Raw genomic sequence first — 23,440 nt, 5'->3', positions numbered from 1 at the left:
AGGCAGGCAGCCGGAGGTGCACGTCCCGTGGCGTCCAATGTCAATCCCACCGTCAGGCGGCGCCGGCTGGGCCAGGAGCTGCGCAGGCTCCGGGAGCTCAAAGGCATGACGGCCGAGGAAGTGGCCGAGCGTCTGCTCGTGTCGCAGTCGAAGATCAGTCGGCTGGAGAACGGCCGGAGAAGCATCAGCCAGCGCGACGTGCGCGACCTGTGCGGGGTGTACGAGGTCGAGGACCAGCGGATCGTCGACTCGCTGATGGAGATGGCCCGGGACTCCCGGCAGCAGGGCTGGTGGCACACGTTCGGGGACATCCCGTACAGCGTGTACATCGGGCTGGAGACCGACGCCGAGTCGCTGCGGGTGTACGAACCGCAGCTGGTGACAGGTCTGTTGCAGACCCGCGCCTACGCGGAGGCCCTGGTGCAGGGCGCGCTGCCGGAGACGTCGACGGCCGAGATCGAGAAGCGTGTGCAGGTGCGCATGCGCCGACAGGAACGTATCACCGCCGAGAACAACCCGCTCCGGCTGTGGGTGGTGCTCGACGAGGCGGCGCTGAAGCGCGTCGTGGGCAGCAAGCTGGTCATGCGGGAACAGCTGGACCATCTGATCGAGATGTCCCAGCTGCCGCACGTCACCGTGCAGGTGCTGCCGTTCGAGGTGGGCGCGCACCCGGGGCTCAACGGCCAGTACGCCATCCTGGAGTTCGCCGACGCGGCCGACTCCAGCGTGGTCTACCTGGAGGGCGTCACCAGCGACCTGTACCTGGAGAAGGCCCAGGACGTGCAGAAGTACGCCGTGATGTACGAGCATCTACGGGCGCAGTCCCTCAATGTGGAGCAATCCCGGCAATTCATTGCGAAGGTGGCCAAACTGTACGCCGAGTGAGCGGCTGTCACGCAGGGCGCGGGATCGTACACCGCCGGTCCACTCCAATGGAAGTCCCCCCTGGAATATGCCATCCGGTCGAGTGAACGACCACTCCGGCGGGGGCAGTTGCCCGGTAGCGTCGATCACGCCAATCAGACGACAAGGTTGGCGTGAACCGCACTACCGCAACTCGCAACAGGAGTGGACATGGCACTGATTCAGGGCGCTTCGGAGACGTGGATGAAGTCTTCCTATTCCGCGGGCAACGGCGCCTGCGTCGAGGTCAAGTCGCCCACCGACGCCGAACTCGCCGTCCGCGACTCCAAGGTCCCCGAGGGCCCGATCCTCGCCTTCCCCACCGACGCGTGGAACGCCTTCGTGACCTCGGTCAAGGCCTAGGGGGTCCTCTCTGACCTTCGTCAGTGAAGACCCCGAGGAAAACAACTTCACAAGCACCACCAGAAGAGCCCTCTCGACCAGTCGCCGTCCTTGCCGAGAGGGCACCTTCTGTCAGGCGGCACGGTCACGCCGCCCCCGTGGACCGCACCACCGGGAACGCCACGTCACACACCGGGTCCTCCGGTCCCGCCGCCTCCCAGTCCGCGAAGTAGATCTCGCGGCAGGGACCGGCCATCTCCAGCCCCTCGCCCGCCATCCACTGCTCCACCGCCTCGAAGGCGGCCAGGATCTGCGGATGCGCCACCTGCGCCTTGGTGATCCGCGTGCAGGCCAGCCGGGCCGCCGGCTCCACCCGGACCGACGTCTCCCAGGCCCGCCCCCGCCCGGCGGCCCACGCCCGGGCCGCCGCCTCGTCTGCCACCGGCACACAGGACTCCGCCGGGCCGTCACTCTCCATCGACACCTCGGAGTGGTAGACCACGAACGGGGCGCCCGTCACGCCTCCGCACTCCCGCGCCGCCGCCTCCAGCCGGCCCAGCGAGGCGCCGATCCACGTCGGCAGCTCGTCCGCCAGCGTGTGCCGCGACTCGGTGATCACCACCTGCGCCGGCACGTCCACGGTCTCGATCACGAACTTCTCGTACATATCGGTGTTCCTCCCGGACAGCCGTCCACGGAGGTACTCGGCGAGCGTCCGCTGCCCGGCGATCCGGCTCTCCACGTCCGCCCAGTAGGCGGCGAGCCGGCCCGCGGCCTCGGGGCCCTCGGCGTCGAGCACCTCGGCGATCCGGGCCAGCGGCATGTCCAGCTGCCGCAGCAGGGCCACAAGACGGGCGCGTCCGGCCTGGTCGGCGCGGTAGTAGCGGTAGCCGGTCGCCTCGTCGACATGAGCCGGCGCCAGCAGGCCGAGCCGGTCGTACAGGCGCAGTGCCTTGGCCGACAGCCGGGCCCGCGCGGCGAACGCGCCGATGGTGAGCAGGCCGTCGGTGAGCTGGTCGTCGTCCACCGTGGCATCCTCCGTCACCGGGCGGATCCGCCGCCCGGTGACAGGGACGCTCGGCCCTGCCCCAGGGGCAAGGTCAAGCGGTGCTCAGCCGAGCTGGGCCTCGATGGCGGTCACGATCGCGTCCGACTCCGGCTCGGTCTGCGGCGAGAACCGGGCGACGATCGTGCCGTCCCGGCCGATCAGGAACTTCTCGAAGTTCCAGCGGATGTCGCCGCTGTGCCCCTCGGCGTCGGCGAAGTCCACGAGGCGCTGGTACAGCGGGTGCCGGCCCTCGCCGTTCACCTCGACCTTCTCGGTGAGCGGGAAGGTCACGCCGTACGTCGCCGAGCAGAACTCCGCGATCTCCTCGGCGGTGCCGGGCTCCTGGCCGAGGAACTGGTTGCAGGGCACACCGAGCACGGTGAAGCCGCGGTCGGCGTAACGCTCCTGGAGTTTCTCCAGGCCCGTGTACTGGGGGGTGAGGCCGCACTTGGAGGCCACGTTGACGACGAGGACCGCCTTGCCGGCGTATTGGGCGAGGTCGGCGGGGCCGCCGGTGAGGGCGTCGATGTCGATGTTCAGCACATTGGTCATGCCTGGATGCTAGGCGCTCCGCGGGCTGGGCCGTCATGGGCCGTCTGCCGGCTGCCGGTCCGCTATGGTTCTTCGCGCAGTTCCCCGCGCCCCTTTGGAGCGCGCTGTCCTGCCGCTTCCACCAGGACATTCCCGGCATCTGTGCGCTCGTACAACACCGACCGCCCCGCCCTCCTGCGCTCCACCAGCCCCGCCTCCCGCAGCACCTTCAGATGGCGTCCCACCGAGCCCAGCCCCTGCCGCGTCACCGCCGCCAGCTGGCTGGTGCTCATGGGCGAGGCGAGGAGCAGCAGGACGTCCGCGCGGGCGGAGCCGAGGAGCGCGCCCAGGGCGGACGGGACAGGCCTGACGCCGGCGTCGGCGAGGGCGCCGGCGCACGGGTAGACCGCCGCGTAGCGTACCCCGTCGTCCCAGGCGACCCAGCCCGCCCGCTGCACGGTCACCGGCACGAAGATCAGGTCGGCCCCGGAGATCTCCCGGGGAGGGTACTCGTGCAGGTTGATCTGGAGCCGGTTCTCGCCGAGCCAGCGGGTGCGCCCGGGCCGAAGCTCGTCGAGCACGCTCACCCAGCCGCCCCGGCTCACCTGCGCGGTCCGCGCGACCACGTCCGCCTCCAGCACCCGCCGGCGCCGCTCCCAGGACGGCCGTACGGTCGTCTCCCACACCCACTCCAGCAGGACGGCCGCACGCTCGGGCAGGTCGTCCCGGTCCAGCGCGGCGGGGAGCGGGCCGGCGAGCGCGGTGCGCAGCTGGGCGCGGGCCGCGTCCGGCGCCGTCGAGCGGACCCGTCCGACCTCGTCCGCGAACGCCTCCCCGCCCCGGGGTGCCGGGGTCAGGAAGTCGGCGATCCACTCCCTGCCGAGTCCCGCCCGCACCAGGCGCGCCGTCACCGGCTCGGCCGCCAGCCGGGCCCGGTAGGCGGGCAGATGGGTGCGCAGCCACGCGTGCTCACCGGGATGAGCGGCGTCCCCCGCATGCAGCAGCTTCAGGCAGGCGAAGGTCTCGGCGAACGGCGAGACGACGAACCGGCTGCGGACCAGCGTGTCCGCGTTGAGCTGCCACCAGCCCACTCCGGCACCCCCCCATGGCCGTACGACCTTTCGCGCTGCGGCGAAACAATAACGGGCGCATCCGCGACCGGCCGAGACTCCGGAGCATGTCCAGCTACCGATCCCTGTTCCGCACCCCGGAGTTCACCCCGCTCTTCCTCGGCTCGGCCGCGCAGACCGCCGCGCAGACGGTCGGCGGGCTGGCCCTGGCCACGCTCGTGTACCGGGCCACCGGCTCGCCGCTGCTGTCGGCGGTGAGCATGTTCGGCCCGTCGCTCGCCCAGGTGCTGGGCGCGACCTTCCTGCTGTCCGGCGCCGACCGGCTGCCCCCGCGTACGGCGCTGTCCGTGATCGCGCTGGCCTTCGCGGCCGGTACGGCGGTGCAGGCGGCGCCCGGTCTGCCGGTCGGCGCGGTCTTCGGTGTCGTCCTGGTGCTGGGTCTGGTGGCCTCCCTCGGCGGCGGGGTCCGCTGGGGCCTGCTGAACGAGATCCTCCCCAAGGACGGCTATCTGCCCGGGCGTTCACTGTTCAACATGATGAGCGGGCTGATGCAGATCGCCGGGTTCGCCACCGGCGGCGCCCTGCTCGGCATGCTCTCCCCGCGCGTGTGCCTGCTGCTGTCGGCGGCGCTGTACCTGCTGGCCTCCGTGGCGCTGCGGCTCGGCCTGACCGCCCGGCCGCCGAGGACGGCGGGTCGTACCTCCCCTTCGGCCACCTGGCGCACCAACGCCCTGCTGTGGTCGTCCCGGCCGCGCCGCCTCACCTATCTGGGCCTGTGGCTGCCCAACGGGCTTGTCGTGGGCTGCGAGTCGCTGTACGTGTCGTACGCGCCGCACGCCGCCGGCACCCTGTTCGCCTGCGGGGCGCTCGGCATGTTCGCCGGCGATGTGACGGTGGGCCGGCTGCTGCCGCCGACGGTACGGCGCCGCCTGGCCACGCCCCTGCTGCTGTTGCTGGCGACGCCGTACCTGCTGTTCGCGGCACACCCCCCGCTGCCGGTGGCGACGGTGTGCGTGACGATCGCCTCGGCCGGCTTCGGCGCGAGCCTCGTCCAGCAGGAACGGCTGATGGAGCTGACCCCGGGGGAGCTCGCCGGGCAGGCCCTGGGGCTGCACTCGTCCGGCATGCTGACCCTGCAGGGCGTGAGCGCCTCGCTGGCCGGCGCGGTGGCCCAACTCACCTCGCCCGCCGCGGGGATGACGGTGATGGCGGCGGGCTCGGTGTGTGTGACCCTGGCGTTGGCTACGGCTGCTCGGCGGTCTCCGGAGCCGGGGCGGCGGGAGCCTGAGCCTGCTGCTGTCGAGGCACGCTGAGGTCGGCGTCGATCTTCTGCACGGCCCGGTCGAAGTAGCGCAGCAGCTCGACGGGGAAGGGCATCACGAGGGTCGAGTTCTTCTCGGCGGCGACCTCGACGACCGTCTGGAGGAGCCGCAGCTGCATGGCCTCCGGCGAGTCCGACATGATCCTCGAGGCGTTGGCGAGCTGCTGGGCGGCCTGGAACTCACCGTCGGCCGTGATGACCCGGGCCCGCCGCTCCCGCTCGGCCTCGGCCTGCCGGGACATGGACCGCTTCAGCGACTCGGGCAGCTGCACGTCCTTGATCTCGACGCGATCGATGTGAATGCCCCACCCCGCGGCCGGGCTGTCGATCATCAGAGCGAGCCCTTCGTGCAGCCGCTCCCGGTCACTCAGCAGGTCGTCCAGATCGCTCTTGCCGATGATGGACCGCAGCGAGGACTGGGCGACCTGCCCGACGGCGAAGACGTAGTCCTGGACCTCGATGGCCGCACGCGCCGGGTCGGTCACCCGGAAGTAGACGACCGCGTCGACCTTCACCGACACGTTGTCCTTGGTGATGCCCTCCTGGGTGGGCACCGGCATGGTCACGACCTGCACGTTCACCTTGCGCATACGGTCGGCGAAGGGGATCAGGAAGGTGACGCCCGGCTGCCGGTGGCCCGGCAGCGCCTTCCCCCACCGGAACACGACCCCGCGCTCCACCTGGTTGACCACCCGCATCCCGCTCTTCAGCACGAGCAGCGCCAACACCACCACCACGACGACCGCCACCACGGTGCCTTCCATGGCACTCCATTCCTCGCAACGGCACGGACACCGGGAAGGACACCGGCGGTGGCCGGACGGATGCGGCCACTCGCGTCATGAATACGTCAAGATTCCGCCACGGGCGGCAGGGTCACCGCTCGCCGTCACCGCTCGCCGTCACCGCTCGCCGTCACCACTCGTCGTGGTCGCAGACCACCCGGAAGCTGCCCACGGCACCGTCGTCACCGAAATTGAGCACACCTTCACCGAACCCACCGAATGCGCCCTCGTGGAAGGTGCGGGTCACCACGCCCTCGGTCTCGCCGTGGGGACCCACGACGGCGACCGGGGCGCCGTTGTCACAACTGAAGCCCCGGAAGACCTCGATGGTCTTCCGGCTGTCGTTGAAAACACTGAAGCTGCTGGCGCCCAGCCCGCTGGCCGCGGTGATGCAGCCCTCGGCATCGGCGGAGTACGTACGTTCGTTGAAGAAGATCCTCCCCTCGTCCTCATGACCGCGCCCGCGGCCGCGTCCGCCACCGTCGCGCCCCTCCCTCCTCTCTCCGCTCGCTTCCCCGCTCGCTTGTCCGCCGGCTTTCCTGTCGCCCGAGGAAGCCGCGGCAGGAGCGGCCGGTCGGACGAGCGGGGCCACCAAGTGGACAGGGTGGGCTGCCGGATGGCCGCGCTGGGCTGCCAGGTGGACGGGCTGGGCCGCTCGGTGGGCGGACGGGGACGCCGGGGTGGATCCGGCGGTCGAGGCGTAGGTGATGCCGGCGGCTGCAAGGAGGGTCGCGCCCACTCCGGCGCCGACCACAGCAAAGGTACGCGGGGCCATGTCACTTCTCTCTGTCTCACGGACGTCGGCCGGCCGACCGACCTGCGATGAACGTACCGACAGCTGACATGACTGGCATTCCGGACATGTCCCAGGTGTGACGTGCCTGACCATAGGGGTGAACTTCCTTACGGGGTACGACCTCCACCGCCACCTACGGCGGCGACCCGCGCCACTCCGGCTGACCGGCCGCAACGGCTCCGCTGCCGCCGTCCCGGCCGCGGGCCTGCTGACCCGCACCCCGTCCGGTCAGCAATTCCGCTGCCTGATGCTGCGTGTGTTCCGCGGCGAGTTGGGCTTCGGCGACGACGTCACCGCGTTCGCGTATCAGGTCCTCATAGATCGGAAGGTGATCTTTTTCCGTCGAGTGGTGTGTCATGGCTGGCCCGGTTTCATGGTGATCGACAAAGAGACGGGTTCGCTGTCAGGCTCGGTTGAGCCGGGCGGCGATCCCGTGGCCGATCAGCAAATAGATGACGGCAGGGAGCCCGTAATTAAGGATGACGCGTAGACCCTCTGTGTCCATCGTGAAAATGTCCTGTGACCACCAGGACAGCCAGTTCGCCGTCCCCCGCACGAATTCGACGAACACGTTCGAGCGGTTCGCGTCGAGCAGGAAGAGCAGGATCCACAGACCCAGCAGACCTGCTGCGACGTCGGCGATCGTGCAGATGGTGAGGGCCGTACGCCGCGTGGTGGCCCGACGGCGCACGGGGCGGTCCGGGCCCGGGGGCTCGCTGTATGCCTGGTATCCGTGAACCGGGTCGATGTTACTCACAGGGAAATCCGATCTGACGTAGTGCCGTGTCGGCGCACTCGCGCCGGGGCGCCGCAATTCAGCCGGGTCGGCACCCCACTCCTTCCTGCTTCTGCGTTTCGCAGGCGCTACGGCGTTACACCGCCGTCTGCGACGCCCCGAATATGGGTTCCTATGGCGGCACTTACCCACATGTTCACGCGCCGGGGCACTTTTCCGGACTGAACGGAGGGGCGTGATTCGCGTGCAGCCGCATTCCCTGGACGCCGACGCGCATGGGGAAAGTCCCCGGACCGCTGCCGGTTCGGGGACTTTCGTGCGTCGATGTGCGTCGACGTGCGTCGGGCGGTGCTGTCACCACCACCCGTCGTGGTCGCAGACCACCCGGAAGCTGCCCACGACGCCGTGGCGACCGAACGCGCCATGGCCGTCGAAACCGAATTCGCCGTCGTGGTCATGGGGCACCACGCCGAAGGTCTCGCTGCGGGGTCCCACGGTGGCGATCGGAGGGCCACCGTCGCAGTTGAAGCCCCGGAAGACCTCGACGGTCCTCCAGCTTTCGTTGAGGACATTGAAGCTGTGCGCGCCCGGTCCGCTGACCGCGGTGATGCACCCCTCGACGAAGCCGGGGAACGAACGTTCGTTGAAGAAGATCCTTCCGAACCCCCTGTGGCCGTGACCGCGTCCACCGCCGCCGTCGCGTCCGCCCCCGTCGCGCCCGCCGCCGCCGTCGCGTCCGCCGCCGTCGCGTCCGCCGCCTCCGTCGCGTCCACCGTCGTCATTGCGACCACCGCCGTCGCGGCCCCCGTTTCCGCCTCCGCCTCCACCTCCGCCCCCGCTCTTGGCGCCCGAAGGAGCCGTGGCAGAAGCGGTAGGAGCCGGGGATGCTGCGGGTTGCGCAGGCTGGACGGCGTGGTGGGCCGGTTGGGCGGGGTGGTGCAGCGGCTGGGCCGCCTGGTGGACGGACGGGGAAGCGGGGGTGGATTCGGCGGTCGGGGCATAGGTGATGCCGGCGGCCGCAAGGACGGTCGCGCCTATTCCAGCACCGACCGCAGCGAATGTACGCGAGGGCATGGGCACTTCTCTCTACCTTGTGTGCGTCGGCCGGACGACCGACCTGCGATGAACGTACCGACAGCTCACATAACCGGCATTCCGGGCGTGCCCAAGGTGTGACGCTGTGAGGCCAACCAGGTGTCAGTCCTTCAGGGCGGTACGTGCCAGCAGCCGTAGGGCATCGGCAAAGGCCCCGTCCGGCTCGTTCGGGTGCGCATCTCGCGCGGGTTCCGGCCCAGGTGCCCAGGCTTGACCTCGCGATGTGTCCCCCTGGTGGAGGTGGAAGATCATGCCGACGTACGTCGCGTTGCTGAGCTGGACTGATCAAGGGATCCGGAACTACAAGGACACCGCGAGGCGCGCCGAGGCCTTCGGTTCAGCGGTGCAGAAGCTCGGGGCGAAGCTCCTGACCATCTACTGGACCGTCGGTCCGTACGACCTCGTGGCCATCGTCGAGGCACCCGACGACGAGACAGCCACGGCGGCACTGCTGCAGCTCGACGGGGTGGGCAACGTCCGTTCCACGACTCTGCGGGCCTTCGGCAGAGAGGAGATGGAGCGCATCATCGCCAAGGCGGCCGGCTGACGACCACCGCACGTGCGAGCGGCGGCGTCCGGCGAGGCGGCTCAACAGCCCGGTTCCCTGCCCGAGTTGGAGTTCACCCCAGCTGCGCTGCCGGTGCGCCGTATGCCGTCTTGACGAAATGCCGCTCAGGGCGCGGGATGCTCGCCACCGCCATGGGCCTCCGCAGGGGAGAGATCGTCGGCCGCCGCTGGTCGGACGTCGACCTCGACAACCGAGTCCCCTCCGTCCGCCACCAGGTCCAGCGCCGCCGCGGCGTCCTGCATGACGACGACCCCGAGAGCCGCCGTCGCCGTGCCGTCGATCCCGCTCATGCCACTCAGGCGGGCCATGACGCGGACGCCTCCGTACCGAGGGCCGACCCCATGGTGACGCTTTGTTGTTCGGGTGCGCTGATATTCCTGGGCACTCCTGTGACAGCTGTGCCCTCCAATGGTTGAGCTGAGAACTCCAACGGGGCTTCAGGGTGGGGCATGAGAACTGAACACAGGGTTCGGCGCGGTCGCCGTCGAGCCGGTCTGAAGAAGCGCACGTGGCTGGCGCTGGGGGCGGTCGTCGCCGGTGGCGGCGTGGCCGTGGCGACCGTCGCCATCGCCGGGTCGCCGGGCCATGGGGCGTCGGCCGCGCAGGGACCGATCAAGACGCATGTCCACTCGCTGTCCCTGACCGGGGCCGGCGCGTCGCTCAAGACGCTGGGGGCCCGGTCCACGGCTCCGTTCAGCATGGTCGGTGTCACCTGGAACGGCGCGCACGCCAAGCTGCGCGGCACGGTGGAGGTGCGGACCCGTTCCGCCGCCGACGGCCACTGGACACCGTGGCTGAAGATGCAGCAGCCGGACGACATCCCCGACGCCGCCGAGCTGAACCGTCCCGGTGTACGCGGCGGGATGTCACCCATGTGGTCGGGGCCGTCGAACGGGATCCAGGTCCGCGCGACCGGCGCGGGCAAGACGACCGCGCTGCCCGGCGGGCTGCGGGTGGACCTGGTCGACCCGGGCAAGCCCGCCACCGGCGGGACGGCGAACTCCGGCATGGGCCTGGCGGCCTACGCCATGGACGCGACGGCCACCGACACCGTGACGCCGACGGACAGTGTGGCCCCGACCGACACCGCGACGGCCACAGCGGGCGGCGACGCTTCGGTCACCCCGACCGCGACGGACTCCGTCTCGCCCACGGCCACGGACTCCCCGACGGCCACCGTCAGCCCCACGGCCACGGCCACGGCCCCGGCGTCCGGCACGCCGTCGACCGGGACCTCCGCCTCCACCTCGCCGAGCGCGTCCCCGACGTCCTGGCCCAGCCAGCTGCCGACCATGGACCAGGCGTACCCGTCCTGCCCGGCCTCCTCGGCCGGCCCCTCACCCTCGTCCTCGCCGACCCCGCCGGACCCGATGCCCGCCGCGACCACCTCCACGGTGGCGCCGCCCACCGTGGTCACCCGGGCCGGCTGGGGTGCGGACGAGTGCGCGCGGGAATCGGGTTACCCGACGTACGGCTCGGCCGTGAAGGTGATGTTCGTCCACCACACGGACACCACCAACAACTACTCCTGTGCCGACTCCCCGGCGATCGTGCGCGGCATCTACGCCGAGCACCTCAACCAGGGCTGGCGCGACCTCGGTTACAACTTCCTCGTCGACAAGTGCGGCACCATCTTCGAGGGCCGCTTCGGCGGGATGGCGCTGCCGGTCGTGGGCGCCCAGACCTACGGGTTCAACACCAACAGCATGGGCGTGGCCGCCATCGGCACGTACACCGACCTCAGCGGCGGCGACTCCACCGCCAGCACCTTCCCCGGGGCCACACCGAGCCAGGCGATGCTGGCCTCCATCGCCCGCATCGCGGCCTGGAAGTTCGGCATGACCGGCGTGAACCCGGGCACGGGTACCGCGTCGCTGCCCGAGGGCGCGTCCGACAGCTACGGCTTCACCCTGGGCAAGAGCTACAACTTCAACGCCGTCTCCGGGCACCGCAACGGCTACGCCACCGACTGCCCCGGCAACCAGCTCTACAACGCCCTGAGCACGATCCGCTCCTACGCGGCCGGCCCGGTCGGCACGGTCTCCGTCACCGGGATGTCCGGCGGGGCGGCCAAGTCCGGGACGAGCTACTACAGCAAGGGCGCGGCCACGGTGAGCTGGACGACCGCCACACCGTCCGCGGTGATCTCCGGCTTCGACGTCCTGGTCGACGGCAAGGCCGTGGCGCACACCTCCGGCTCCGCCCGCTCCGCCTCGATCTCGGTCGCGTCCGGCAGCCACACCGTCCAGGTGCGCGCCACCCACGTCCGCGGCTCCACCACGCTGTCCGGCTCGGTCACCCTGGTGGGTGACACCACCGCGCCCACCTTCCCGACCGCTCCCGGCGTGAAGGTGCGCACCGGCACGGTGAGTTCCACCGCGGTGCCGGTCACGGTGACCTGGAAGGCCGCCGACAACGCGGCGCTCGCCAAGGTCATGGCGACCTCGCCGTCCTCGGCCACCTTCGGCCCGACGGTGACCTCCTGGAACACCACCGCCAAGCCCGGCACCTCGGACCTGTTCGCCCTCAAGGCGTACGACGTGGCCGGGACCGCCGCGGGCGCCTCCGTCTACCGGACGCCGAACATCATCCAGGAGACCTCCACCACCCGGACCGGCACCTGGACACACCGGAGCAGCACCAGCTACCTGGGCGGCTACTCCTACAGCTCCTCCTCCGCCGGGGCCTCGATCAGCTGGACGTTCACCGGACGCTCGGTGGCCTGGATCGTCTCGCGGGCCTCGACCTCGGGCCAGGCGTACATCTACGTCGACGGCACCAAGGTCAGCACGGTGGACCTGAAGTCCTCCACCACCCTCTACCGCCAGGCGATCTGGACCAAGACCTGGTCCAGCTCCGCCAAGCACACCCTGAAGATCGTCGTGGTCGGCACCTCAGGGCGCCCGACCATCACCACCGACGGCATCGCAACCATCGGCTGAACCGCCGGCCGCACCTCACAGGAGCCCTCCGCCCGCGAGAAGTCCGCGGACAGAGGGCTCCTGCGCGACCATCCGGCTTCGGCTGTCGTGTCCCGACCCTTCCCGTGCTGGGTTGCGCCCCTTGATCGTGAAGGTTATGTGGGGGGCCTTTCATGAAGCTGGCGCGATTCTCGCCGCCCTTGATCCGGGGCGGTGGGGGAGCGGCTTCCGCCCGCTCCGAGAAGGACCCTGCGGGCCCGTAGCGGCACGTCCGTGGCACGACCCCTGAAACGCCGAAGGGCCGGCCCGGGAGGAAAACCCTCCTGAGCCGGCCCTTCTCTCCGCGCCCCCGGCAGGATTCGAACCTGCGACACCCGCCGGCGCTTCCCGGCCTCATGTGTGCTGAATCCGTTCCGCCGGATCGGGCCGTTGCCCGGCGGTCCAGGTGATGCGCGGCGGTACGACCCGTGCGCACAGGGCCCCGCCGCGCGCGTCGGTCAGGCCGAGGTGCCCTACGAGCAGCCCGGTGCCGGCGGCTGCGTCGAGCACCTCCGCAGGGACGGCGCCGAGGAGGAGTTTGGCGCGGCGGAACATCGTGAAGGCACCGGAGTCGTCGACCGTGCCCCACGACAGGTAGATGAACCGGTCTCCGGGACGGCCCTGTACATAAGGGCCTTTGATGTCAATGCCGTTCGGTGAGGCCGTCGTGGTGCACTCCAGGGTCCAGGTCGCCGAGGTGGCGTCCCCGGGGTGAGGGTCGAGGAGTTCGGTCGGGCGGTCCCGGCGTTGTACAGCGACATGGATGTTGCGGTAGGTCGGGCTGTGGTCGTTGCCGGTGACCACGCCGGGTGGGCAGGTGCGGCCGGGCAGGTCGACGGCGTCGATGCGGATGCGCATGACCGCCATCATTCGCCTCCCGCCAGGAGCGAGCCGAAGATGGACCGCCCGAGGGCTTCGGCGTGGGCCTGATCGATGACCTTGCCGGTGTAGTCGGGGTGCTGCTCGGCCCAGCTTCGGGCGGTTTCTCGACCGGTGAAGAAGTTCAGGGCTCCGCAGGTGACGAGTGCGGCGGGTCCGGTGCACGCCTGTTGGCCGACGTAGACCACGGCGCTGTGGGGCTGCCAGGTCATCTGCCCGCTGGTGGAAGTGATGGTGATGGTCTCGCCGGTGACCGGGTCGGAGGAGATGATCACGGCGTCGGTGCCTAGCATGTCCGGGATGCCGAGCGCGTCGATCGCGCACATCGCCCACAGCTCGGTGCCGTCGGCGAGGCGGACGCGGTGGGCGGTGGGCGTGGCGGAGAAGGGATACGCGGCCTGGATGCGTCCTTGGCGGTCGAGGGTGACGAAGTCCTCGGCGGCCAACTCGGCCAGGACCTCGTGGCGGTCGCGGCTGAAGGCTTGTGCCGCCTGCTCCAGGTCGGCGGCTTCGGGTGCGCGGCCGTTGCCTGCGAAGGACCGCAGGATGGCCTGTTGCACTGCCCGCAGTCCTCCGCTGATGGGAGCGAGGCGGTCACGACCGTCGCGACCTGCCGCGTCCAGGGGCGGGCAGTCGCAGTCTCCGCCGGCTTCCGCGACCGCCAGGGCCTGCTGGAGGTCGGCCACGCTGGGCGCTCCCTCCGTCCGGCCGTCGGGTCCCCGGTACAGGCGGCAGGAGACGGAGGCGGTCACGGCCGGCAGGGCGAAGCGGTCGGTGCCGTCGATGAGGATGGTGGGAGAGCCGGTCATGCCGAGCCGTACGGCCTGCGTCTCGTCCGCGACCTCGACCACCTCGACGTCTGCGGCTCGCCCGCCGAGCGCTTGGTCGATCCGTTCCCGTGCGAGGGGCGCGTGGGGGCAGTCGGGGACCGCCAGAACCGTGATGCGCATAGTGGCCTCCTCCCAGGTCACTGCTGATGCGACCGACGGTAGACCTTCCAGCGCACTGGAAGGTCAAGGCGTAAGCGGTCACCGGTGTGGTCAGTCGGTGGTGGCGAGGAACTGGGTGGCGGCCAGTTCGGCGTACAGAGGGTCGGCGGTGACGAGTTCACGGTGGGTGCCCACGGCGCGTACCTTTCCGGCGTCCATGACCACGATCCGGTCGGCCATGGTGACGGTGGACAGCCGGTGGGCGACGACGAGCACCGTGGTGGTGCGGGCGACGTCGGCGATGGTGTCGCGCAGGGCCGCTTCGTTGACGGCGTCCAGTTGCGAGGTGGCCTCGTCGAGCAGGAGCAGGCGGGGGCGGCGCAGCAGGGCGCGGGCGATGGCGACGCGCTGGCGTTCACCGCCGGAGAGCTTGGTGCCGCGGTGCCCGACCAGGGTGTCCAGGCCGCGGGGGAGGCGGGCGACGAGGTCGTCGAGGCGGGTGGTCTTCAGTACGCGGCGCAGGTCGTCGCTGTCGGCGTCGGGGTTGCCGAGCAGGAGGTTGTCGCGCAGGGTGCCGGAGAGGACGGGGGCGTCCTGTTCGACGTAGCCGATGGCGGCCCGCAGTGCGGGTATCTCCCAGCGCGCGAGGTCGCGGCCGTCCAGGACGATGCGGCCCCCGGTCGGGTCGTAGAACCGTTCGACGAGGGAGAAGACGGTGGTCTTGCCCGCGCCGGAGGGGCCGACGAAGGCGGTCATGCCGCGGGCGGGGACGGTGAAGGACACCCCGTGGTGGACGTGGGGCAGGTCGTCGGCGTAGCGGAAACGCACGTCCTCGAAGCGCAGGCTCGCGGGCTCGGCGCCTGGCGCCGGCAGCGGGGCGGGCCGGGCCTCCGGCTCGGCGGGCAGTGCCTGGGCCTGCTGGATGCGGGCGATGGCGGCGGCGCCGGTCTGGTACTGGGTGACGGCGCCGATGACCTGCTGGACAGGGGACATCAGATAGAAGATGTACATCAGGAAGGCGACCAGCGTGGCGACGTCGATGGCGCCGGTGGCCACCCGGGCGCCGCCCACCGCGAGCACGGTCAGGAACGCGATCTGCATCGACAGCCCGGCCATGTTCCCCGCCAGGGCCGACCACTTGGCGGAGCGCACGCTCTGTCGCCACGACTCGTGCGCGGCGTCGTACACCGCCTGCTCCTCGCGGTGTTCGGCGCCGGACGCCTTGACGGTGCGCAGGTTGCCGAGGACGCGCTCCAGGGCGGCGCCCATCGCCCCGACCGAGTCCTGGGCTGCCCGGCTGGCCTTGTTGATCCGCGGCATCATCACACCGATCACGGTCCCCGCCCCGGCGATGACGCCGACGGTGACCGCCAGCAGCACCGGATCGACGACACCCATCAGCACCAGCGTGGCGATCAGGGTGAGCCCGCCGGTTCCGAGGCCGACGAGGGTGTCGGTGGTGACCTCACGCAGCAGGGTGGTGTCGGAGGTCACCCGCGCCATCAGATCGCCGGGCTCACTGCGGTCGACGGCGGCGATGCGCAGCCGCAGCAGGTACGAGGTGAGTCTTCGGCGGGCGGTGAGCACCACGGACTCGGCGGTGCGCCGCAGCAGGTACGAACCCACTCCGCCGATCCCGGCGTTGGCGAGCACCAGGCCCGTCATCGCCAGCAGCGGCGTGGTGATCGGCCGGTGGTGGGCGAGCCGGTCGATGAGTTCCCGAGCGACCAGGGGCAGTGCGAGACCGGTGGCGCCGGTGACGAGTGCGAGGAGCGCGCCGGCCAGCAGCGCCCAGCGGTACGGGTGCGCATAGCCGAGTAGCTGCCGCCATGCTGACTGCTGCTCAGCTGCCGTGACCGGCTCTGGCGCGGGCTGGTTGTCGTGCTGTGGGTCCATGGGGTCCTTACCCGGTGGGTCTCGTATGAACTCGTACGCGGTGGGGTGATGGCACCGTAGTGGCCGGGGCCGTGCGAACAGGAAGGGACAGGAGAGTCGGGTCAGCCGCCGGTGGCCTGACAGGCGGTGGTCCGGGGCCGCGCCTGGTCCTCCTCGGCCGGCGTTGACGGGCCCTTCGGCCGTGCGGTGCTCTAGCGGGGGCAGCGGGAGGTGAGGACGAGGTACGCCGCCGCCGTGAAGACGCCGAGGAAGGTCCAGTCGTTGAGCCTCAGCCCCAGGATGTGGTGCCGGAAGAGGCGCCCCGATCGCGGGTGACCGCCCCCGTTGATGTCAGAAGCAGAGGAGTTTTCCCTGGGCGGGTCTGTGACCTGCGGAAACGTCGACTGCGGGCTGTCTGGCCTGGGGAAACACCCCTCCGTAATTCTCGCGTGTTCACGCGGTTTCCCGGCCTCATGTGTGCTGGATGCGTTCCGGCGAGAGGTCTGCCCGAGAGGCGGCCGGCGGGCCAGCTGTCGGCAGGTGTGCGCCGTCGACGGTGCGCGCATGTTTCACCAGCGGAGCGCTCATCGCGCCGTCGCTGACCTCGCAGGTCAGCATCCGATCGAAGATCAGACGCAGTTGGAGGGGAGCGGCGCCGTAGCGGACGGCATTGCTGACGAGTTCGCTGACGATCAGTTCGGTGGTGAACGCCGTCTCCTCGTCGACGCCCCAGATCTCCAGTTGGCGTCGGGTTTCCCTACGGGCGAGGGGTGCGGCGGTGGGGTCGTGTGGAAGGGGTCGGCTCAGGACCTGGCTGGAGGGTAGGGCTGTGGTGCGTGCCAGCAGGAGCAGACTCTCGTTGGTCCGGTCGGCGCTGTTGAGGGCGTAGGCGATCGTGTCGCACAGGTCCGGAAGTCGCTGTTGACTGCCGTGGTCCAGCAGCGGGCGCAGAGGGCCGGTTGGTGAGAGGACCTCGTCCGCCAGCACGGAAGTGCCCATCGCGAGGGTGCTTCCCTCGGGGAGGTCGACCGTTGTTGCGGGGAAGGGCTCTTCACCTGCGGCGCCGAGAAGGGGTCCTGCCGGGACGGGCAGGGCGACTGAGGAGCCGTCGGGGAAGACGGCGACCGGCTGCGGGAGTCCGGCGCTGGCGATGGTGCAGGTGTGGTCGACCGGGTCGTAGACGGCGATGCCGCAGGCGGCGGTGAGCGGTTCGCGGTGCAGGGGGTCGCCGGGAGGCAGTGCGGCGCGCTCGGCGGCTAGGCGGACGGCGGTGTCGCTCAGCCGGGCCAGCAGCTCGTCCGGCGGAAGATTCAGCGCGGCGAGAGCGTGGATGGCCGTGCGCAGTTGTCCCATGGCGGTGGCTGTGGCAACCCCGTGCCCGGTGACGTCGCCGGCCACCAGGGCCGTCCTCGCGCCGGGCAGCGCGATCACGTCGAACCATGAGCCTCCGCCCTGGGGGCTGGGAAGGTGCAGAGGGGAGATCTCGACGGTGGTCTGTGCTTGAGGATGCTGGGGGAGAAGCCGCCGGTGCACGGTAGCTGCGATCGTCCGCTCACGGACGTACCGGCGGGCGTTGTCGATGCACAGCGCGGTGTGCGCGCAGAAGTCGAACGCCAGCGCGAGGTCTTCTTCTGTGAAGGGGTCCTCCTCCTGGCGACGGTAGAAGCTGGCCACACCGAGCACCTCCCCCCGCAGAGCCAGGGGAGCGACGATCAGAGAGTGCGCATGGGAGCGGCGGATGGCCTCGGCCCGGACCGGATCCGCTGAGAGCCACGGGCTGTCCTCCTCCACCGGGACCAGGCGCGGCCGGAGATCGGAAAGCACGCGTGAGAACGGTGTTCCGTACGGCAGGGCACGGACCTCGCCGACCGGATAGGCCGATACATGGCCCCGGAAGGCGGCCCGGCGCGGCGGCAGATCACGGTCGACGGGGGCCAGCGGAGGTGTTTCTCCGCGGACCACATCCTCGACCACCTCCACAGCGGCGACACCCGAGAAGTCGGGGACCACCGCGTTCACGAACTCCTCGCAGACGGCGACGACGTCCAGCCGCTGTCCGACCCGGGCACGAACGCTTTCCAGGACGGCCAGCCGCTGACGGCCGACCTCGCGGTCGGTGACATCGATCGCGGAAACCACCAGGCCCAGCACCTCCGAGCGGCTGTTCAGCACCGACTGTCCGTTCCTGAGTACACCGCGAGCCACGGCCTCCGCCTTGGCGGGCTCCTCGAACACGAAGGCTTCTGTCAGGGGCTGACCGAGCACGTGTTCCCGTGGGCTCTCCAGGAGCCTGCGTGTCGCGGTGTTGATGCGAACCACCCGCAGGTCCTGGTCGAGTACGGCCAGGCTCACCGGAGACTGCGTGAACATCGCCCTGAGGATCGCCCAATCCGCGGCCGTGGTCGACTCCGCCGGCCTGAGCACTTCCCAGGCCACCGACGTCCCTCGAAGTACCGGCTGGACCACTACAGGGGGCCCGCTCGAAAGCTTCTCCCGATGCCATGCGTCGGCGGGGGCCGCCTGCCCATGAGCGCGACCACGTCGCCCATGAGTGCGGCCACGGGCCGGCCGACGGCCTCTGTGGCGGACCGTCCGAAAAGCTCCTCGGCGGGACGGCGCCACTCGATGATCCGGCCCGTCTCGTCGATGAGCATGAGCGCGTCATCATCGGTCATGCGTCCCCACCTCCGTCTCTGCTGCCGTAGGGGGCTTTCGCCGGCTGCTGAGGAACGTGGCGATCGGAAGGGCTGCTGCCAGGCCGCTGAGCAGGATGGCGGCGAGCGCTCCGAGGACAGCGGGCTGGTCGTTGAAGGCGATGCCGATCGCGGCCAGTGCGGGACCGGCGTTTCGTACCGACGCGACACCGCCCATGGTGGTACGCCGCACGGGCGGACCCGTGGCCAGCAGCGTTCCTGCGGCGAAGGCGATGGCCGAGAGCAGGAACCCGGCGAGGAGCGAGAGAGAGCCGAGGAGCGCGACGACACCCTTCCAGTTTCCGAGCAGCATGCCCGCCAGCACGATCAGGAACGTGACGTTGGAGACTGCCGCCGCCGGGGGGTGCCACGACCGCGCGGTGGGCTCGGCGTATCGGCGTATCAGCAGGCCGATCGCGAACGGCACGAGTTGCAGCAGGGCTACCGTCCGCACCAGTGCTCCCACGTCGAGGGAGACGTTGGTGCCGACGTCGGCGGCGGTCAGAAGGCCGTTGACGGTGGGGGCGAAGGTGATGCTGCCGACCGAGGCGAGCAGCACTTGCATCGCCGCGCCGCCGACGACGTCACCGTTCTGCACCATGGCGAGTTTCGCCCCGAAGGGGCCGCCCGGGGAGGCGGCGACCAGGATCAGCGCGATGAAGGCGGCGGAGGGGAGGCCGAACAGCGCACCGATGCCCCAGCCGAGCAGCGGGACCACCGCCATGTTGGTGATCAGCGCCAACAACAGGAGCGGGACGTCGGTGAAGATGCCGCGCAGTGCCGAGACCGTGGCGCCCAGGCCGGCTGCGAACATGGTGGCCGCGATGAAGATGACGGTGACTGCGTTGAGCACCAGGTGCAGGGTCTCCATCAGCTTGACCTCCGGCGGCGGAGCAGTGGGGACGGCGCCGGGGCGTCCGTCGCCACGCTGTCAGTCGTGCAGGCCGCCGAGCCAGCGCAGGGCGGTCAGGCTCGGCAGGAAGCAGTACTCGCCGCCCCGGGTGACGACGAACCGCGGCAACGAGGCGAGGCGCCGGCGCAGCGGCCGCCGGGGAATGGTGAAGTCGGCGGAGCCGTCGCGGGATCCGGTCACGGGGTCCTGTGCATTGTCCGCGCCGAAGAAGACGCCGTCGTGCATCCACTGCGACTGGACGAACTCGAACTGCCGCCCCAGGTGCGCGCCGATGAACGCGAACATCAGGCCGCGGTCGGCTCCGTCGTCCTGCAGTACCCCCTCGGGCAGCGGCGGGCCGTAGACGGCGCCGCGGCGGATCATGCGGTGCAGTCGCACCTCTCCTGCCACTGCGGCGTCACGGGGGTTGGCCCGGCGGATGTGGCAGCCGCCGGGAGTCTTGAACCCCGCCGGATCGTCGCTCTCGTACAGGAACGTGTTACGGCGGTACGGGTCCGCGCCAAGGGCCGGATCGTCGGCCTGCGGAGCCAGCGCCAGGGGAGCGCCGCTGCGCCAGCGTCCCATGATCTTCGCAGCGATCAGTTCCTCGTCCTGGGGACCGCTGGAGTTTTCCTTCAGATAGCGGCGGAACTCGCCGACCTTCTGATGGAGCTTGCGGAAGACGGCGTAGCTGCCGTTACGCCCCAGCACGGTCGGCTGCGGGGTCTGGATGCCACCGATCTCGTCCGGGTAGCCGAGGACGAACTCACCGGCCTTCAGCGGCACTTCCAACTGGTTCGATCCTGGTATGCCGCTGCCTTCGACGGACGGATGGCTGACCCCGTCGCGATAGCCGAAATGCTCGGTCTCGGTCGGCAGCGCGTAGCAGTCCTGTCGCCATATCGCCGTCACGCCGGACAGTCGGTCGTAGGCGGGGCGGGCCCGGTCGACGGCCGCCTCCAAGTGCACCGGGTCGGGCGCGACGGCCGTGATCACCACATGGACGTCGGGGCTGCCCAGCGGCGCTTCCCAGCGCTCCGGGCTGCTCTCGCCCACATCGCCCAGTGCATCGGCGCGGGCGGCCATTCCCCGCCGGAACTCCCAGGCGAACGTGTCCAGCGAGGCGCGCGGCACCCCTAGTACCTCCAGGCCGCGGCAGGTGACGGCTACGCTCACCCACGTCTCTCCGAGTGGGCTGGCGGAGTCCGCCGCGGAGGTCACCGCCGTACTCGCGCGCCGCATCAACTCCCGCCCATCGCCCTGGTCGTCGATGCGGAAGGCGAGGTAGGTCGCGGCGTACGGCGTCGGCCGGGGACTGAGAACCCCACGCTGGATGTCGTCGAGTTCCAACGCGACGTCCGTGTGCAAGCTCACGGTTGACCTCCAGGCCAGCCTTACTTGGAGACGAGGTTGCGCCAGAAGTTCCGCAGGCTGTCGTCTCCGCCGAACAGGGAACTGAAGATCGTCGAGTCCGCCAGCAGCAGATCGGCCGCGCGGTCACCGCTGGGCGGCATCCACAGGAACATGCTGAACTCGGAGTTGCCGGCCTCCGTGAACGGATGCGGCCTCGAGGTGTCGATCGGCTGCCTGGCCAGCACACGAATGGCGCCCGGGTCGTCGGTCGTCACGTCGTAGTGGGGCAGGTGCATGTGGAAGTTGAAGTTCGTCACCCCCTCCAGCCAGCCCTTCGGATCCAGGTCCCGGACCGTGGACAGCGGGGCGATCTGGTTGCCCTCGCGCGTCGCCGGACGCAGTCCGTACCGGTTCATCACCGGCACGCCGAGGCCCTTCATCAGGTCCCTGACGTAGGTGGCGAAGCGCTGCTGCCGGGGCACCAGGGGATCGCCGTGGTGGCGGTACTCCATCTCCCGGACCTTCAGGTCGTCCGAGGCGCCGACATCGTGGTGCGGGCCCAGGATGAGGCAGGCGTCCTCCCGTGCGAGGAACGCCCGCAGGGCGTCGATCTCCCCGGGCTGGGCATCCTGCTCGGTGACGGCGTGGTCCAGCCCGAACACGAACATCACATCGGTATCGTCGAGCACCCGCTCATCGAGCGGTGTGAAGAAACCGGCCTGGTCGATGCGCTGATACACCGGGACGGGATGCCCCGTGACCTCCTCGACGTAGTCCTGGAACGGCACCCAGGCCCAGAAGAACAGCTCCAGTGAGCCGGCGATGCCCTGCTGGAACCGGTACGGGTCCGACCACTTCGGGTCCTCGTACGCGGGCCAGGCCACCCGCCTGACCTCGGTCATCGTGGAGAAGCGATTGTCCAGCTCGGCCGCGTTGCGACCGGTCTCGGCCGGATAGCTCCACGAGACGTAGATGCTCACTCGCCGGCCGCCAGGGGTGTACTCCCGCGGAATGTGCCGCTGGTTGTACGTGCGCGCGGTCTTGACCTCACCCATTGCGCTCAGCCTCACTGCATCTGATCGAGCATCTCCGAAAGGGCGCCCTTGATCCGCAAAGCCTTCTTGATCTCGTCCGCCGTCACGTACGGATACTCTCCGTACTCGATGAAGCTCGGACAGTGGTGTTCCCGTACGAACCGCACGAACCCCTCGGGATTCGTCCGCCAGTCCTCGGGAAACCCTTCGAGGTTCTCGAAGGTGGTGCTCACACCCGCCTTGCTGAACAGCGCGACGGCGTCCTCGGTGTACTTGTCGAAGTCGGTGTCGAAGATTCCCTGGTACAGGAAGCGGGTGTCGTCGTCGAAGAGAACCCAGCGCAGGTAGTGCAGCTTCAAAGGTGCGAGAAGGTACGGATCCTGCTCCAGCGCCTTGGCCAGGGTGCGGCCGTGCTCCCGTATCGCTTCGGCCCTGCCCGGTTTGACGTTCGCGATGATGGTGAACCCGTAGCAGGCCGGGGTCCTGGGAAAGACGGGCCCGTACTTGCCCTGTTCCAGATGGTCGGTCTCCTTGGGGATGGCGACCGCCTGCGGCTTGATCTCCATGTCCGCTCCTCCGCATCTCACAGGCCGGAACCCTCATCCAGCGTGGCACCGGACGGCGGGGCGCGCCCGCCAAGCGGGAACGGGAGGGGGCCGGCAGCTCCCGCTGCCGGCCACTGAGGTCGCGCGTCCCGCGCGGCGCGGACCACCTGGCGGAGACAGCTGATCAATGCCTCCTAACACGATGACGAAGGTCCGTGAGGCCATGCGTCCGCGTCAGAGACGACCGCGGATGGCGCCCCGAGACTGCCCGTGTGCGCTGCGGTCTTGTTACGCCGGCTGCGGGCCGCTCACGCGCCTTTCGCCCACGCCCAGGCCGCGAGTCGCCACTCTGTGCCCATCTTGCGCAGCGCCACTGTGAACACCGAGCCGGTCTGGGTGACCTGTCTGCCCTGCAGGTCGAATGTCATGGTCGCGGGCACAACGACGTAGGCGTGATCACCGGTGACTTCGACATGCCGTGGCTCGCCGAGGGCGATGTGGTACCCCGAAGCCCCTAGGTGCTCACCCTCGGTAAGCACGTCCCTCCACCAGTCTTCGCCGGCCGTTGGCCCCTGCCACACATGCGGTGCCATTCCGTCAAGGATCTGCATGGGGTCAGCGCATGTTGCTGCCATCGCTTTGGCGTCACTGTGGTTGAAGGCATCGACGTACTGGACCACGGCCGCCATGGGACCGTTCGACACCAGAGATCCCCTCTTCTCGCGTACTCGGAGGGCTCCCTTCGCGGAGCCCTCTTTCATCGTCGCTGGAGGTTGGGACCATCGCCCGCTATGCGATACGAGACGTTTGGCGACGAACACGATTGCCGCTCCACTGAAAGAGCTCCCACGACCCGTCCGGCTAACTCGCTCACCACGCGAACAGCGTGCCTCAAGATCACACCAAACGAATATGCTCGGCTTTACCTGGGGCGATGGCGGACGGGATCGGTGCTCGCCGCGCAGTGAGGTTGCTGACGTACAGAGCGTACGCAACATTGCCGAGTCCCCCGGTAAGAGCGAGGAGGACCAGGTGAACTATGACCGACTGACGTCGACGAGACGCGAAACCGACTGCGCTAGAGA

Annotated in this window: 23 protein-coding genes and 1 pseudogene; 6 read left to right on the top strand and 18 right to left on the bottom strand. The window is 69.9% G+C overall.

The features are described 5' to 3' along the window. Window positions 1-27: 27 nt before the first annotated feature. Window positions 28-885 (top strand): helix-turn-helix transcriptional regulator, encoded by an 858-nt coding sequence (locus tag SRB17_RS29835; protein ID WP_323376422.1) that lies wholly within the window; start codon window positions 28-30, stop codon window positions 883-885. A 189-nt stretch (window positions 886-1,074) separates the two neighbouring features. Beyond that, the gene (locus SRB17_RS29830; RefSeq protein WP_153543257.1) at window positions 1,075-1,266 is read left to right on the top strand and encodes a DUF397 domain-containing protein; all 192 of its coding nucleotides are present in this window, start codon (window positions 1,075-1,077) and stop codon (window positions 1,264-1,266) included. A 124-nt stretch (window positions 1,267-1,390) separates the two neighbouring features. Here the strand turns inward: SRB17_RS29830 and SRB17_RS29825 are convergent, their stop codons facing one another. The 3 genes from SRB17_RS29825 to SRB17_RS29815 form a co-directional block, all read right to left on the bottom strand. Continuing rightward, window positions 1,391-2,290, bottom strand: coding sequence for a MerR family transcriptional regulator (locus SRB17_RS29825; RefSeq protein ID WP_323376421.1), 900 nt, complete (start codon window positions 2,288-2,290; stop codon window positions 1,391-1,393). Window positions 2,291-2,356: 66 nt separating this feature from the next. Further along, on the bottom strand, window positions 2,357-2,845 hold the full coding sequence (locus SRB17_RS29820; protein ID WP_153543256.1) for a glutathione peroxidase: 489 nt from the start codon (window positions 2,843-2,845) through the stop codon (window positions 2,357-2,359). 62 nt (window positions 2,846-2,907) lie between these two features. Then, window positions 2,908-3,915 (bottom strand): helix-turn-helix domain-containing protein, encoded by a 1,008-nt coding sequence (locus SRB17_RS29815; RefSeq protein ID WP_323376420.1) that lies wholly within the window; start codon window positions 3,913-3,915, stop codon window positions 2,908-2,910. An 86-nt stretch (window positions 3,916-4,001) separates the two neighbouring features. Between SRB17_RS29815 and SRB17_RS29810 the strand changes: the two genes are divergently transcribed. Further along, the gene (locus SRB17_RS29810; protein ID WP_153543255.1) at window positions 4,002-5,207 is read left to right on the top strand and encodes an MFS transporter; all 1,206 of its coding nucleotides are present in this window, start codon (window positions 4,002-4,004) and stop codon (window positions 5,205-5,207) included. Here SRB17_RS29810 and SRB17_RS29805 read toward each other — a convergent pair. From SRB17_RS29805 to SRB17_RS29785, 5 genes are all read right to left on the bottom strand, one after another. Continuing rightward, entirely contained in the window at window positions 5,137-5,979 is an 843-nt protein-coding gene (locus SRB17_RS29805) for a slipin family protein (RefSeq protein ID WP_153543254.1), read from the bottom strand. The genes SRB17_RS29810 and SRB17_RS29805 overlap by 71 nt on opposite strands. A gap of 151 nt (window positions 5,980-6,130) precedes the next feature. Then, window positions 6,131-6,595 (bottom strand): hypothetical protein, encoded by a 465-nt coding sequence (locus tag SRB17_RS29800; RefSeq protein ID WP_228396353.1) that lies wholly within the window; start codon window positions 6,593-6,595, stop codon window positions 6,131-6,133. A gap of 334 nt (window positions 6,596-6,929) precedes the next feature. Further along, window positions 6,930-7,154, bottom strand: coding sequence for a hypothetical protein (locus SRB17_RS29795; protein ID WP_153543252.1), 225 nt, complete (start codon window positions 7,152-7,154; stop codon window positions 6,930-6,932). A gap of 45 nt (window positions 7,155-7,199) precedes the next feature. After that, window positions 7,200-7,553 (bottom strand): hypothetical protein, encoded by a 354-nt coding sequence (locus SRB17_RS29790; RefSeq protein WP_323376419.1) that lies wholly within the window; start codon window positions 7,551-7,553, stop codon window positions 7,200-7,202. A gap of 333 nt (window positions 7,554-7,886) precedes the next feature. Beyond that, window positions 7,887-8,027 (bottom strand): hypothetical protein, encoded by a 141-nt coding sequence (locus tag SRB17_RS29785; RefSeq protein ID WP_153543250.1) that lies wholly within the window; start codon window positions 8,025-8,027, stop codon window positions 7,887-7,889. 850 nt (window positions 8,028-8,877) lie between these two features. On the opposite strand from SRB17_RS29785, the gene SRB17_RS29780 reads away from it, so the two are divergent. From SRB17_RS29780 to SRB17_RS29770, 3 genes and pseudogenes are all read left to right on the top strand, one after another. Then, window positions 8,878-9,174 (top strand): GYD domain-containing protein, encoded by a 297-nt coding sequence (locus SRB17_RS29780; protein ID WP_153543249.1) that lies wholly within the window; start codon window positions 8,878-8,880, stop codon window positions 9,172-9,174. A 137-nt stretch (window positions 9,175-9,311) separates the two neighbouring features. Further along, window positions 9,312-9,473, top strand: a pseudogene (locus tag SRB17_RS46730) (site-specific integrase); the annotation flags it as partial. Window positions 9,474-9,644: 171 nt separating this feature from the next. Continuing rightward, entirely contained in the window at window positions 9,645-12,137 is a 2,493-nt protein-coding gene (locus tag SRB17_RS29770) for a peptidoglycan recognition protein (RefSeq protein WP_153543248.1), read from the top strand. Window positions 12,138-12,509: 372 nt separating this feature from the next. Here the strand turns inward: SRB17_RS29770 and SRB17_RS29765 are convergent, their stop codons facing one another. From SRB17_RS29765 to SRB17_RS29720, 10 genes are all read right to left on the bottom strand, one after another. After that, complete coding sequence (locus tag SRB17_RS29765; RefSeq protein WP_228396352.1) at window positions 12,510-13,013, bottom strand: DUF5990 family protein; 504 nt, start codon at window positions 13,011-13,013, stop codon at window positions 12,510-12,512. A gap of 8 nt (window positions 13,014-13,021) precedes the next feature. Continuing rightward, window positions 13,022-13,984 carry an alkylmercury lyase family protein gene (locus SRB17_RS29760; RefSeq protein ID WP_153543246.1) on the bottom strand — a complete coding sequence of 321 codons (963 nt, stop codon included), beginning with the start codon at window positions 13,982-13,984 and terminating at the stop codon, window positions 13,022-13,024. A gap of 90 nt (window positions 13,985-14,074) precedes the next feature. Next, entirely contained in the window at window positions 14,075-15,859 is a 1,785-nt protein-coding gene (locus SRB17_RS29755; RefSeq protein WP_153543245.1) for an ABC transporter ATP-binding protein, read from the bottom strand. A gap of 450 nt (window positions 15,860-16,309) precedes the next feature. Continuing rightward, window positions 16,310-18,208 carry a SpoIIE family protein phosphatase gene (locus SRB17_RS29750; protein ID WP_153543244.1) on the bottom strand — a complete coding sequence of 633 codons (1,899 nt, stop codon included), beginning with the start codon at window positions 18,206-18,208 and terminating at the stop codon, window positions 16,310-16,312. Between the two features lie 95 nt (window positions 18,209-18,303). After that, window positions 18,304-18,513 carry a PAS domain S-box protein gene (locus tag SRB17_RS29745; RefSeq protein ID WP_153543243.1) on the bottom strand — a complete coding sequence of 70 codons (210 nt, stop codon included), beginning with the start codon at window positions 18,511-18,513 and terminating at the stop codon, window positions 18,304-18,306. Further along, window positions 18,503-19,402 (bottom strand): bile acid:sodium symporter family protein, encoded by a 900-nt coding sequence (locus tag SRB17_RS29740; RefSeq protein ID WP_153543242.1) that lies wholly within the window; start codon window positions 19,400-19,402, stop codon window positions 18,503-18,505. The genes SRB17_RS29745 and SRB17_RS29740 overlap by 11 nt, the downstream gene beginning before the upstream one ends. Before the next feature lie 60 nt (window positions 19,403-19,462). Next, window positions 19,463-20,797, bottom strand: coding sequence for a Dyp-type peroxidase (locus SRB17_RS29735; protein WP_323376418.1), 1,335 nt, complete (start codon window positions 20,795-20,797; stop codon window positions 19,463-19,465). A gap of 20 nt (window positions 20,798-20,817) precedes the next feature. Further along, window positions 20,818-21,831: a hypothetical protein gene (locus SRB17_RS29730; RefSeq protein ID WP_153543241.1), complete on the bottom strand. Its 1,014-nt coding sequence runs from the start codon at window positions 21,829-21,831 to the stop codon at window positions 20,818-20,820. Between the two features lie 11 nt (window positions 21,832-21,842). After that, on the bottom strand, window positions 21,843-22,376 hold the full coding sequence (locus SRB17_RS29725; RefSeq protein ID WP_153543240.1) for a hypothetical protein: 534 nt from the start codon (window positions 22,374-22,376) through the stop codon (window positions 21,843-21,845). Window positions 22,377-22,663: 287 nt separating this feature from the next. Further along, window positions 22,664-23,035 (bottom strand): nuclear transport factor 2 family protein, encoded by a 372-nt coding sequence (locus tag SRB17_RS29720; protein WP_323376417.1) that lies wholly within the window; start codon window positions 23,033-23,035, stop codon window positions 22,664-22,666. Window positions 23,036-23,440 lie beyond the last annotated feature (405 nt).

It is taken from the genome of Streptomyces sp. RB17 (genome assembly GCF_009604455.1).
Classification (GTDB): Bacteria; Actinomycetota; Actinomycetes; order Streptomycetales; family Streptomycetaceae; genus Streptomyces.
Note: the sequence above shows the minus strand (reverse complement) of the source record. Positions and strands in the feature narration are given on the sequence as shown.